Genomic DNA, 12437 nt, shown 5'->3' on the forward strand with positions numbered 1-12437 from the left:
TTTTTTTGGTTTGTTACACTTTTGATAAAATTAATTTTATTTTTTTTCAATCAGCAGAAAGTTATAAATCAAAATCTGATTTTAAGACTGACTTATTTTGCATTTGGCATAATGATTGTCTATTTTTATGGCCTGTCTTGTAAACTAAGCCCTTATCAAAAACAATACTATTTAAGGAACGATTTACAGATAGTTTTAAACTTTTAATGACAAAACGACTTATATATTATTATGTCAAATCATAAAATACTTACTATTGACAATCTGTCACTTCAGGAATTCGATTCAGAAGCAGAATTAATTCCATTATTAACTCCAGAGGACGAAGAGGAAATGAACAATGAGGAACTGCCTGTTTCTCTGCCAATTTTACCTTTACGAAATACAGTTTTGTTTCCAGGAGTTGTAATTCCGATTTCTGCGGGAAGAGATAAATCTATTAAATTGATTAATGATGCCAATGCGGGCGGAAAAATCATTGGAGTTGTATCTCAAATTAATGAAGAAGACGAGGATCCGTCAAAAGACGATATTCACAAAATAGGAACTGTAGCGCGTATTTTACGTGTTTTAAAAATGCCTGACGGAAACGTAACCGTTATTCTTCAAGGTAAAAAACGTTTCGAAATTGACGAAGTTGTTTTAGAAGAACCGTACATGACAGCAACAATAAAAGAAGTTGCTGAAGAACGTCCTGAAGAAAATGATTCTGAGTTTACAGCCATTTTAGATTCTGTAAAAGAATTAGCAATTCAAATTATAAAGGAAAGTCCAAATATTCCTTCTGAAGCTACTTTTGCTATTAAAAACATTGAAAGCCAGTCGTTTTTAATCAATTTTGTTTCTTCTAATATGAACTTATCTGTAAAAGAAAAACAAGGTCTTTTATCGATAAATGGATTGAAAGAACGTGCTTTAGAAACATTACGTTATATGAATGTTGAACTTCAAAAATTAGAATTGAAGAATGACATTCAGTCAAAAGTTCGTTTTGATTTAGATCAGCAGCAAAGAGAATATTTCCTTCACCAGCAAATGAAAACCATTCAAGAAGAATTGGGAGGCGTTTCGCAGGAAGAAGAAATGGATGAAATGGGGCTGAAAGCGAAAACCAAAAAGTGGGACGAAAAAACGCAGAAACATTTCGAAAAAGAATTGTCAAAAATGCGTCGCATGAATCCGCAGTCTCCAGATTTTGGAATCCAAAGAAATTATCTAGAATTATTTCTAGAACTGCCTTGGGGCGAATATTCTAAGGATAAATTTGATCTGAAATTTGCCCAAAAAGTTTTAGATAAAGATCATTTTGGATTGGAAGAAGTTAAGAAAAGAATGATTGAACATTTGGCAGTTTTAAAATTGCGAAATGACATGAAATCTCCAATTATATGTTTAACAGGGCCTCCAGGAGTTGGTAAAACTTCAATTGGTCGTTCGGTTGCAGAAGCTTTAGGACGAGAATATGTGCGTATTTCATTAGGCGGTTTGCGTGATGAAGCAGAGATTCGCGGACACAGAAAAACCTATATTGGTGCAATGCCGGGAAGAATTATTCAAAGCTTGAAAAAAGCTGGAACCTCTAATCCTGTTTTTATTCTGGATGAAATTGATAAATTATCAAGCGGCAACAGCGGCGATCCTTCTTCTGCTTTATTAGAAGTACTTGATCCCGAGCAAAACAGTGCTTTTTATGATAATTTCCTAGAAATGGGTTATGATTTATCGAAAGTAATGTTCATCGCGACATCAAACAATATGGCAGCGATTCAGCCAGCATTGCGTGACAGGATGGAAGTTATAAAAATGTCTGGTTATACTATTGAAGAAAAAGTAGAAATAGCAAAAAGACATCTTTTTCCAAAGCAATTAGAAGCACACGGTTTAACGGCAAAAGATTTAACTATCGGTAAAAAACAATTAGAAAAAATTGTTGAAGGATATACAAGAGAATCTGGTGTTCGTAATTTAGAAACTAAGATTGCCCAAGTTATTAGAAATGCTGCAAAATCTGTAGCAATGGAAGAGGAGTACAACAAAAAAGTTACTGACGAAGATATTATTTCTATTTTAGGAGTACCTAGATTAGAGCGTGATAAATATGAAAATAATGACGTTGCAGGAGTAGTTACAGGTTTAGCTTGGACAAGTGTAGGCGGTGATATTTTATTTATAGAATCATTGATTTCTGAAGGAAAAGGGGCTTTGACCATTACAGGAAATTTAGGAAATGTAATGAAAGAATCTGCAACTATTGCTTTAGAATATATTAAGGCAAATGCAAAGAAACTTGGTTTAGCAAGCGAGTTGTTTCAAAAATACAATATTCACTTACACGTTCCAGAAGGAGCGACACCAAAAGACGGACCTAGTGCTGGTATTGCAATGTTAACTTCTTTGGTCTCTTTATTAACGCAAAAGAAGGTAAAGAAAAGCCTTGCCATGACAGGAGAAATTACTTTACGAGGGAAAGTTTTGCCTGTTGGCGGAATTAAAGAAAAAATCTTAGCTGCAAAAAGAGCGGGTATTAAAGAGATTATTCTGTGTCACGAAAATAAAAGTGATATTGACGAAATAAAAGCAGAATATTTAGAAGGACTTACTTTTCATTATGTAAAAGAAATGAGTGAAGTATTATCTTTAGCTTTGACAGATCAAAATGTGAAAAATGCTAAGACCTTAAAATAAAAGTCAATTAAATTTCAATATATTAAAATCCAAATTCCAACTTTACTTAAAGATTGGAATTTGGATTTTTTTTATTCAATTCAATGAAAGTTCTTTTAATTGAATTTTGAAATTCTTTTTAATTGGAATCTGTGTTTTTTTTATAATTTTTTCAACCGTTTGAAGTTGAAATTATGCTATAATTATTGAAAAACAGATACTTATAAAAATTATTTTTTAAGTTATATAATTTTATCTTTGTATTTACGTTATTCCCATATAGGAACGTTCCAAAAACATGTTAAAACAGATCGTTTTATTTCTGATATTATTGATTTGCTCGGCTTCGTTCGGACAAGTTGGAGGGCGTTACACTTATCAGTTTTTAAACTTAACTACTTCACCAAGGCAGGCAGCGTTAGGAGGAGATATTATTACCATATATGATGAAGATGTTAATCAAGCCATGTCTAATCCTGCACTTATAAACGCTGATATGGACAATCACCTAGCAATGAATTACGGAAGTTATTATGGAGAAGCCTCTTACGGCACTGCTTCATATGCTTATACTTATGACAGGCATTTGCAGACTTTTTATGCTGGCGTGAGTTATGTAAACTACGGATCATTTGAAGGTTATGATGAGAATGGTCAGGCAACATCAAATTTTACAGGAAGTGAAGGAGCGCTTACCGTGGGATATTCGTACAACGTACCTTACACTAATTTTTATGTTGGTACAAATGCGAAACTAATAACTTCTTCTCTGGAAAGTTATAATTCTATAGGTGGTGCGATTGATTTGGGGCTTTTATATTTAGACGAAAAAAATGATCTGAATTTTGCCTTGGTATTTCGCAACCTGGGAACGCAGTTTACCACATATTCAGGAATAAAAGAAAATCTGCCTTTTGAAATCGTTGCAGGAGTTTCACAAGAATTAGAACACGTGCCCATTCGCTGGCATCTTACTTTAGAGAATTTACAGCAGTGGAATATTTCTTTTTCAAATCCTAACAGGGGAGAAACCAACATTGACGGATCAACAAGTGAGGAAAAAGTTTCGTTTTTTAATAATGCTTTAAGGCACATAACATTTGGTGTAGAGCTTTTTCCGAAAAGAGCATTTAATTTACGTTTAGGATATAATTTCAGAAGAGGAGAGGAGTTGAGAGTAGATGAACAACGCAATTTTTCAGGAGTTTCCTTAGGTTTTGGTTTAAAAATAAACAAGTTAAAATTTAATTATTCGTATTCTAGATATACATTGGCAGCTAACACAAGTCTTTTTGGTCTAATTTTAAATTTTCAGTAGTTATATGAAAATATTTTATTTGTTTTTGTTCGTAACTGTAGGGTTTTTAACGGGTTCGAAACTCTCTTTTAAAGAAGATGATGCTATTTCTACTATAGAAATGGAAAGAATTAACAGCAGAATTATTGATTTAAAAAATATGATTAACATTGATCATAAATACAATCAAAAAATTGCTTTTTTAATCGACATGAAAGTTCCTTCTGGGAAAAACCGCTTTTTTGTTTATGATTTAGAAAAAAACGTAATTATAGACCAAGGTTTAGTAGCTCACGGTTCTGGATCTGAAACAGGAATAAAAGGAATGCTTAAGTTTAGTAATATGCCAAATTCTAATTGTACCGCATTAGGAAGATATGCAGTGGGTAAAACCTACCGTGGCATTTTTGGAAAAGCATATCGCTTGGCCGGTTTAGAAGAAAGCAATAACAATGCTTTAAAAAGAGCAATTGTACTTCATTCTTATTCTGCAGTTCCTTTAGAAGAGCAAGATTATTACATTAGCAACAGCCACGGATGTCCAATGGTTAACGAGCAATTCTTTAAAAGAATAGAAAAAATAATTGATGGTTCTAAGTCAAATATTTTAATGGATATTTACTATTAATTAGAACTTTTAACTAATTTAAAATATAGCTTTTTATTGTCGAAATCGCTTTGATTTTCGATAATAGAAAGTTTTTTTTTGCAGATTTATTATGAAGAAAATAATTCTAATTTGCGTTTTTATTTTTTTAGCTTTTGTATCTTTCTACTTAATATCGAACAAAAGAAATGAGGATTTATCTGCTGCGGATGCCAAAAGAATAGAATGTGAAGTCCTTAAAGTTAAAAAGCTTATAGATACAAGTTCTCGATATAATAAAAATGTTGCCTTTTTTATTGATATGAAAATCCCTTCTGGTAAAAATCGTTTTTTTGTTTATGATTTAAAAACAAATAAAGTTATCGATAAAGGATTGGTCGCTCATGGTTCTGGTTCTGAAACTGGAGTAAAAGGAAAACTTAGATTTAGTAACGTTCCCAATTCATTAAGTACCTCGTTAGGAAGGTATTCCATAGGAAATAAATATGTAGGGAAGTTTGGAAAAGCCTATAGGTTGTATGGACTAGATACCACTAATAGTAATGCTTTTAAAAGAGATATTGTTTTTCATTACTATTATGATGTTCCATATAAAGAGAAAGATGGCTACATTTGCAATAGTTATGGCTGTCCAATGGTGAATAAAAAGTATTTTGAGAGAATATCCAAGATAATTGATAGTTCTGAATCGGATATTTTGATGAGTATTTACTACTAATTCAGCTTTTAATAGAATAAAAATTTAAAAATAGAAAATTGAAAAAAATTACTATCGCTATCGATGGATTTTCATCAACAGGTAAAAGTACCTTAGCAAAACAATTGGCAAAAGAACTTGAATATGTATATGTAGATACAGGCGCTATGTATCGTGCAGTTGCTTTTTTTGCTATGCAGCAGAATATTATTGGAGCTGACTTTTTTGATAAAGACGCCTTGATTAACGCTTTGCCTAATATTCAATTGGAATTTAAATTTAATGCAGATTTAGGTTTTGCTGAAATGTTTTTGAATGGTGAAAATGTTGAAAAGCAAATTAGAACTATTGAAGTTTCTAATTTCGTTAGTAAAGTTGCCACCGTTTCTGAAGTTCGTGCTAAATTAGTAGAACAACAACAGGAAATGGGAAAAAATAAAGCAATTGTAATGGATGGTAGAGACATTGGGACAGTTGTTTTTCCAGATGCCGAACTTAAAATATTTATGACTGCAAGTGCTGAAACCCGCGCTCAAAGACGTTTTGACGAATTACAGCAAAAAGGAGATAATGTTTCTTATGAAGAAGTTCTTAAAAATGTTGTCGAAAGAGATCATATGGATACACACCGAGAAGATTCGCCTTTAGTTATTGCTGAAGATGCAATAGAAATAGATAATTCTTACTTAAATAAAGAAGAACAATTTGCAGCCGTTTTAGAATTGGTAAATGATGTTGTTAAAACACCATAATTTTTTGCAGATATTATTTTTAATGGTAGTTTTACCGCTTCATTTTTACTAAAGACAATTTTAAATATATGGGGATTAAAAACAGATTGATTTTAATGAGCTTTCTTCAATTTTTTGTTTGGGGAGCCTGGCTTATAACAATTGGAAATTATTGGTTTGGCACAAAAAACTGGGAAGGAACTCAATTCGGACTTGTTTTTGGAACCATGGGAATTGCATCTCTTTTTATGCCTACACTTACGGGTATTATTGCTGACAGGTGGGTAAATGCAGAAAAATTATACGGTGTTCTGCATATTCTTTACGCTGTTGTTTTATTTGCAATTGCACAGGTAAGTACTCCAGATACTTTTATTGCAGTTATGCTTTTAGCAATGTGCTGTTATATGCCCACAATCGCTTTAAGTAATTCTATTTCTTATACATCACTTAAATTAAACAATAAAAATATTGTAAAAGATTTTCCGCCTATTCGAGTTTGGGGAACAATTGGTTTTATTGTAGCGATGTGGATTACCAATTTGAGCGGAAGTAAAGCAACAGAATATCAATTTTATATTGCTGGAATTGGAGCTTTAATTTTAGGGATCTACGCTTTTACACTTCCAAAATGTGAACCACAGCGTTTAATTAAAGAAAATGCAACTTGGATTGAAACTTTTGGTTTAGAATCTTTTAAATTATTTGGAAACTACAAAATGGCTTTATTTTTTGTCTTTTCTATGTTTTTAGGAGGGGCACTTCAATTGACAAATGCTTATGGGGATGTATTTTTAGATGAATTTAAACATTTCCCAAAATATGCAGATTCATTTGTAATTCAGTATTCTACAATTATTATGTCGATTTCTCAAGTTTCTGAGACACTATTTATTTTGGCAATTCCATTTTTCTTAAGACGTTTCGGAATCAAACAAGTTATGCTTATTAGTATGCTTGCATGGGTTTTACGTTTTGGATTGTTTGCTTTTGGAGATCCAGTAAATGGTTTATGGATGATTATTCTTTCTTGTATCGTTTACGGAATGGCGTTTGATTTCTTTAATATTTCAGGTTCTTTATTCGTAGAAAGTAATACAGATTCTAAAATTCGTTCGTCTGCACAAGGATTATTTATGATGATGACCAATGGAGTAGGAGCTGTTTTAGGAAGTTTAACTTCTGGCTGGGCGATCGATCGTTTCTTTACAAAATCGTTTACTACCACAACAGAATTAGCGGGATTTTTACAAACAGATCCAGCTAATGAAAAAATGGTAGAATTTGTAAAAAGCCAAGGAAATTCTATTTCTACAGACGGAGCTTTTACAAATCCGGTTTTAATGAAAGACTGGCATACAATCTGGTTATCCTTTGCTATTTATGCTTTGGTAATTGCAATTGCTTTTGCTGTTTTATTTAAACATAAACACGATCCAAAAGAAATTGAGAATTTGAGTCATTAATTGACTTTACAACATATTTTAAAGCCCATTTTTCAAACAGAAAATGGGCTTTTCTTTTTTAATTTATGCTTATATTTGATATTCATCTCTTGTTTCTATGCAAAATTCACCACAAGAATCATTACCTCCTTTTAGATCTATTAGCTCAAAACCCATGCGGTTTCTAAATCTTATCTTGGGGTCTTTTTGGGTGTTTTTGACACTGTTTTTTCTAACAGGATTGATTTTTTTACTGACAAGTTCTCTTAATGAAACTAGACTAGATGAAGCAGGAACTATAGTTTTGTCTTTGGTATTTTCAATTATATTGTTAGGAATCGCAATATTGCTTATTTACTCAAAAAATAAAATGTTCACAACTACAATAATTGATGAAAAAGGAATTCGTTATTTAAATAAATTTAATGGAAGAATTGTAAAAGAAATACCTTGGAACAGCTTTGTAAAAAGAGAAAAACTCAAGCATTATTTTGAACCTCAAAAATATGATGTTACATCAGTTAGACCTTCGAAATCTTTTTATGATCAGTTTTATTGGCCTGTCATGATAGATGGAAAAGTAATAGCTCATAATGATGCTTTTCTAGGAAGGCATTTTTTTGTGATGCTGTATGCTAATCGAGCAGAATTGATTCGGAGTTTTTTATTAGGAATAAAGCACTACCGACCAGATATTACCATTGATCCTATCATTTATACCGATCATTATATAAATCCAGAAACTTTTACAATTGATAAGAAGCAGCGCTTGAAGGTCGAAATTATAGGAGGATTATTGTGTATTCTAATCTTTGCGCTTTTGTGCTATTTTATTGTAGAATGAGAAAATAGCTCTAGTCATAAAATCTTACTGTAGTGAGATAATCAGATCGTCGACTTGCTTTTTTTGTTCGGCGTATTTCTTTTGAAGTTCAGAGCCTACACCCATTCGTTTGTAATATTCTAAGCCCTTTTGAGCGAAGAATTTTTTATGAAAATTGGAAATTTCTGGAACTTGCGGAAATAAATTATGAAAGTTCATTTCGTAATATGCCTGCCATTCTCGTTCGTTTTTATCTAAAACATAAGGTTTTACTGTTTTTTGTTTTACATGAACGATTTCGTGTACAATGAGAATCAGCATTAGATCTAATGGAAATTCGAATGTGTTTTCTGGAATTCTGATAATTTGACATTCTCCAAAATCTCCTTCGGTAGTCATTAGAATAAAATCTGGTTTGGCTTTTTCTCTAAATTCAAATCCTTTAAGATTTGAATTTTTAAGATTATACTTTTTTAAAAGCCAATAAACGGCATTGATTACTTGCCCATTTTTGTGAAAAGTTTCTATTTTAAGTTTTATTTCGTCTAATGTCATGATTTTGTAGGAAAGTAAAGTGCCCTATAAATATTTAGGAAGGTTTAATTGAGAATAGTTTAAGCTACAATAAATTCTCCTCTTTCAGAAGCAATTGTATTTCCCAATTGGGTAATTGATTCTAAAACAGTTTTAAAAGATTTTCCAAAGTCCGTTAAACCGTAGGTTACCTTTATTGGAGGCTTTTTTCCATCTACATTTCTAAAAATTAACCCATCTTCTTCCAACTGTTTGAGTTGTAAGCTTAATGTCCTTTCTGTCACTGTAGGCATTTCTTTTCGGAGTTCATTGTATCTTTTTGGATTGTCTTTTAAATGATACAGAATTACCGCTTTCCATTTTCCGCCCATTAAATCCATTACTAGACTGACAGTGCACGGATAAGTTTTTCCGTCGAGTTTAATTAAATCAGGTTCGCATTCTATCTTTTTCATACTGCTTGTTTGACCTATCCAATTGGATAGTTATTGTGGGATTGTAAAACTATAAATAATTTTGTAACTATAAAAATGATAGTATAAATAATTAAAAATGGCATTAATAATTTTAGGGCATCCACAAATAAAAGAATCAGTCGCAAATAAGGCAATTATCGAAGAAATTCAGATAACGAATCCAGAAATAGAAATTAGAAATCTGGCTGAATTATATCCTGATTTTAAGATTGATATAAAAGAAGAGCAAGAAGCTCTACTTCGTCATGAAGTTATAATTTTTCAATATCCTTTATATTGGTATAATATGCCGGCGATTTTAAAACATTGGTTTGATGTGGTTTTCGAACATCAATTTGCTTATGGTTCAAAAGGAGATAAGCTCAAAGGCAAAAAAGTTTTAGTGAGTGTGACAGTTGGTTCGTTGGAGCAGGAGTACAGAACTTTTGGAAAACATAATTTTAGAATTGCTGAATTTTTTAAAAATATCGAGCAGACAGCCTATTTTGCTCAAATGACTTTTTTAGATCCGATTTTTTTTCACGGAACATCCTCAGTTGATGGTTTTACAAAAGATGAAGTCAAAGAAAGAGCAAAGATGTATGCGTATCGTTTGCTAAATTATGTTGAAAAGCTTTTTTGAGCTGCATCATCAGTACAACGTTTTTTTTTAAAGTATTTTCAGGCTGAGCTAATTGGAAGCCAGTTTAAATAATACGCATTCGATTTAATTTCTCCTTACAAAAGTTCTTAAAATATGAAAAGAACTAATATAGCCCCGATTGAGCGGTTATCCTTTTTCTTGCTTCTTTAGCAAGGAAAAGATAAGAGCGAAAGCGGGACATCACGTCTTGAAAAAACCGGAAATTTTCTGCTCCTGAATAATTGCTTAATAATCAATTGGATTTATTTTGTAAGTCCAAATATTTGTAGTAATTTTGCAAACCTTTTGGCAGAGAAGAGTTTCCATTAGGAATCAACCATTTATGTAAAACAACTTCTGTATTTTCTATCGCATAGAGAAACTCGAGAAAAACAGAATACAAATTTTTTTATCAGCATGTCTGAACAAACAAAATCACAAGAAGAGTTTTTAGCAAATTTTAACTGGCATAACTTCCAAGAAGGAATTGATGCAGTAGATGAGAAAAACTTACAAGAGTTTGAAGAACTAGTATCAAAAACTTTCATCGCTACAGATCAAGAAGAAGTAGTTGAAGGAGTTGTTGTTAGAATTACAGATAGAGACGTTATCGTTGATATCAATGCTAAATCTGAAGGTGTTATTTCTTTAAACGAATTTCGTTACAACCCAAATTTAAAAGTAGGTGACAAAGTAGAAGTATTAATTGACATCCGTGAGGATAAAACAGGTCAATTAGTATTATCTCACAGAAAAGCACGTACTATCAAATCTTGGGATAGAGTTATTGCAGCTAATGAAACTGGAGAAATCGTTAACGGTTTTGTTAAATGTAGAACTAAAGGAGGTATGATTGTTGACGTATTCGGTATCGAGGCGTTCTTACCAGGATCTCAAATTGACGTTAAGCCAATTAGAGACTACGATGTATATGTAAACAAAATGATGGAATTCAAAGTGGTAAAAATCAACCACGAATTCAAAAACGTTGTTGTATCTCATAAAGCTCTTATCGAGGCTGACATTGAAGTACAGAAAAAAGAAATCATCGGTCAATTACAAAAAGGACAAGTATTAGAAGGTGTTGTTAAAAACATCACTTCTTATGGTGTGTTCATTGACTTAGGTGGTGTTGACGGATTAATTCACATTACTGACCTTTCTTGGAGTAGAATCAACCACCCAAGTGAAGTTCTTGAATTAGACCAAAAATTAAACGTTGTAATCCTTGATTTCGATGATGAGAAAACAAGAATTCAATTAGGATTGAAACAATTAAACGCTCACCCATGGGACGCTTTAGATGCTAACTTAACTGTTGGCGATAAAGTTAAAGGTAAAGTAGTTGTAATCGCTGATTACGGTGCTTTCATCGAAGTTGCTGAAGGTGTTGAAGGTTTAATCCACGTTTCTGAAATGTCATGGTCAACTCATTTACGTTCTGCTCAAGATTTCGTAAAAGTTGGAGATGTTGTTGAAGCTGTTATCTTAACTTTAGATAGAGATGATCGTAAAATGTCATTAGGTATCAAACAATTAACTCAAGATCCATGGACTGATATCACTTCTAAATACCCAGTAGGTTCTAAACATACAGGTATCGTTAGAAACTTTACAAACTTTGGTATTTTCGTAGAATTAGAAGAAGGAATTGATGGATTAATCTACATTTCTGACCTTTCTTGGACTAAGAAAATCAAACACCCATCTGAATTTGTAAATGTTGGTGAAAAACTTGATGTAGTTGTATTAGAATTAGATGTTGAAGGACGTAAATTATCTTTAGGTCACAAACAAACTACTGCTAATCCTTGGGATCAATACGAAGATTCTTTCGCTGTAGGAACTATCCACAATGGTGAAATTTCTGAAATCGTTGACAAAGGAGCTACTGTAGAATTCGGAGATGATATCGTTGCTTTCATTCCTACTCGTCACCTTGAAAAAGAAGACGGAAAGAAATTGAAAAAAGGTGATACTGCTGATTTCAAAGTAATCGAATTTAACAAAGAATTCAAAAGAGTAGTTGCTTCTCACACTGCTATCTTCCGTGAAGAAGAAGAGAAAAATGTGAAAGCTGCAACTGAAAATACTTCATCTAACTCTACTACTAATGCACCAGCTGCAACTTTAGGAGATAACAATGATGTATTAGCTGCTTTAAAAGCTAAAATGGAAAAAACTGAGAAAAAATAATTCTTAGTTTCCTCTAAATAGAAAGTCCCACATTTGTGGGACTTTTTTTATTATTATAGTTTTTTATTTGTGTTAATTTATAGTCTTATTCGCGTTGTTTTTTTCTCAAAAAATAAAATTTTATTTAAATATAATATTTTTTTTGTAAGTTTATAGTGCTGTAAAACAGTTTTTTATAATTTTGTATTTGCAAATAACTGTTTATTGACCTTTCATATATTTTATATGATTTAATTATTTAAAAAGCTTTTTTTTAAATAAGTTGTTTTTCCTCTTGATATTTAAGGAGACAGTCATAAATACTTTAGTAGTCACTTATTTAAATGTAATTTTCAATCAATTAGA

11 protein-coding genes are annotated in these 12437 nt (G+C 31.9%); 9 read left to right on the plus strand and 2 right to left on the minus strand.

Annotated features, from left to right (window positions below; translation table 11 throughout):
• Positions 1 to 231 precede the first annotated feature (231 nt).
• The 7 genes from lon (at position 232) to EDB96_RS12630 (ending at position 8285) form a co-directional block, all read left to right on the plus strand.
• On the plus strand, positions 232 to 2685 hold the full coding sequence (lon, locus tag EDB96_RS12600; RefSeq protein ID WP_134141167.1) for an endopeptidase La: 2454 nt from the start codon (positions 232 to 234) through the stop codon (positions 2683 to 2685).
• Between the two features lie 277 nt (positions 2686 to 2962).
• On the plus strand, positions 2963 to 3982 hold the full coding sequence (gene porQ / locus EDB96_RS12605) for a type IX secretion system protein PorQ (RefSeq protein WP_134141168.1): 1020 nt from the start codon (positions 2963 to 2965) through the stop codon (positions 3980 to 3982).
• 4 nt (positions 3983 to 3986) lie between these two features.
• Positions 3987 to 4589 carry a murein L,D-transpeptidase catalytic domain-containing protein gene (locus EDB96_RS12610; protein WP_134141170.1) on the plus strand — a complete coding sequence of 201 codons (603 nt, stop codon included), beginning with the start codon at positions 3987 to 3989 and terminating at the stop codon, positions 4587 to 4589.
• Between the two features lie 91 nt (positions 4590 to 4680).
• Positions 4681 to 5286, plus strand: a complete 606-nt coding sequence (locus tag EDB96_RS12615; RefSeq protein ID WP_134141171.1) for a murein L,D-transpeptidase catalytic domain-containing protein — start codon at positions 4681 to 4683, stop codon at positions 5284 to 5286.
• Between the two features lie 38 nt (positions 5287 to 5324).
• The gene (cmk, locus tag EDB96_RS12620) at positions 5325 to 6017 is read left to right on the plus strand and encodes a (d)CMP kinase (protein WP_057117861.1); all 693 of its coding nucleotides are present in this window, start codon (positions 5325 to 5327) and stop codon (positions 6015 to 6017) included.
• Between the two features lie 68 nt (positions 6018 to 6085).
• Entirely contained in the window at positions 6086 to 7462 is a 1377-nt protein-coding gene (locus EDB96_RS12625) for a nucleoside permease (protein ID WP_134141173.1), read from the plus strand.
• A gap of 97 nt (positions 7463 to 7559) precedes the next feature.
• The gene (locus EDB96_RS12630) at positions 7560 to 8285 is read left to right on the plus strand and encodes a hypothetical protein (protein ID WP_134141174.1); all 726 of its coding nucleotides are present in this window, start codon (positions 7560 to 7562) and stop codon (positions 8283 to 8285) included.
• Positions 8286 to 8309: 24 nt separating this feature from the next.
• Here the strand turns inward: EDB96_RS12630 and EDB96_RS12635 are convergent, their stop codons facing one another.
• Both EDB96_RS12635 and EDB96_RS12640 read right to left on the minus strand, forming a co-directional pair.
• A complete protein-coding gene (locus EDB96_RS12635; RefSeq protein ID WP_134141175.1) occupies positions 8310 to 8819 on the minus strand; it encodes a hypothetical protein in 510 nt (169 codons plus the stop codon).
• A gap of 59 nt (positions 8820 to 8878) precedes the next feature.
• Positions 8879 to 9253: a winged helix-turn-helix transcriptional regulator gene (locus EDB96_RS12640; RefSeq protein ID WP_057117865.1), complete on the minus strand. Its 375-nt coding sequence runs from the start codon at positions 9251 to 9253 to the stop codon at positions 8879 to 8881.
• Positions 9254 to 9350: 97 nt separating this feature from the next.
• Between EDB96_RS12640 and EDB96_RS12645 the strand changes: the two genes are divergently transcribed.
• Together EDB96_RS12645 and rpsA are read left to right on the plus strand one after the other, a co-directional pair.
• Positions 9351 to 9896, plus strand: a complete 546-nt coding sequence (locus EDB96_RS12645) for an NAD(P)H-dependent oxidoreductase (RefSeq protein WP_134141177.1) — start codon at positions 9351 to 9353, stop codon at positions 9894 to 9896.
• Between the two features lie 417 nt (positions 9897 to 10313).
• Complete coding sequence (rpsA, locus tag EDB96_RS12650; RefSeq protein ID WP_057117869.1) at positions 10314 to 12092, plus strand: 30S ribosomal protein S1; 1779 nt, start codon at positions 10314 to 10316, stop codon at positions 12090 to 12092.
• The last annotated feature ends 345 nt before the right edge of the window (positions 12093 to 12437 follow it).

Origin of the sequence: Flavobacterium sp. S87F.05.LMB.W.Kidney.N, assembly GCF_004366435.1 — a bacterium.
GTDB lineage: Bacteria > Bacteroidota > Bacteroidia > Flavobacteriales > Flavobacteriaceae > Flavobacterium.

Excerpts from the sequence above, each read along its gene's own strand:
- lon (WP_134141167.1), top strand. The coding sequence starts at position 232 with ATGTCAAATCATAAAATACTTACTATTGACAATCTGTCACTTCAGGAA.
- porQ (WP_134141168.1), top strand. The coding sequence starts at position 2,963 with ATGTTAAAACAGATCGTTTTATTTCTGATATTATTGATTTGCTCGGCT.
- EDB96_RS12610 (WP_134141170.1), top strand. The coding sequence starts at position 3,987 with ATGAAAATATTTTATTTGTTTTTGTTCGTAACTGTAGGGTTTTTAACG.
- EDB96_RS12615 (WP_134141171.1), top strand. The coding sequence starts at position 4,681 with ATGAAGAAAATAATTCTAATTTGCGTTTTTATTTTTTTAGCTTTTGTA.
- EDB96_RS12625 (WP_134141173.1), top strand. The coding sequence starts at position 6,086 with ATGGGGATTAAAAACAGATTGATTTTAATGAGCTTTCTTCAATTTTTT.
- EDB96_RS12630 (WP_134141174.1), top strand. The coding sequence starts at position 7,560 with ATGCAAAATTCACCACAAGAATCATTACCTCCTTTTAGATCTATTAGC.
- EDB96_RS12635 (WP_134141175.1), bottom strand. The coding sequence starts at position 8,819 with ATGACATTAGACGAAATAAAACTTAAAATAGAAACTTTTCACAAAAAT.
- EDB96_RS12640 (WP_057117865.1), bottom strand. The coding sequence starts at position 9,253 with ATGAAAAAGATAGAATGCGAACCTGATTTAATTAAACTCGACGGAAAA.
- EDB96_RS12645 (WP_134141177.1), top strand. The coding sequence starts at position 9,351 with ATGGCATTAATAATTTTAGGGCATCCACAAATAAAAGAATCAGTCGCA.
- rpsA (WP_057117869.1), top strand. The coding sequence starts at position 10,314 with ATGTCTGAACAAACAAAATCACAAGAAGAGTTTTTAGCAAATTTTAAC.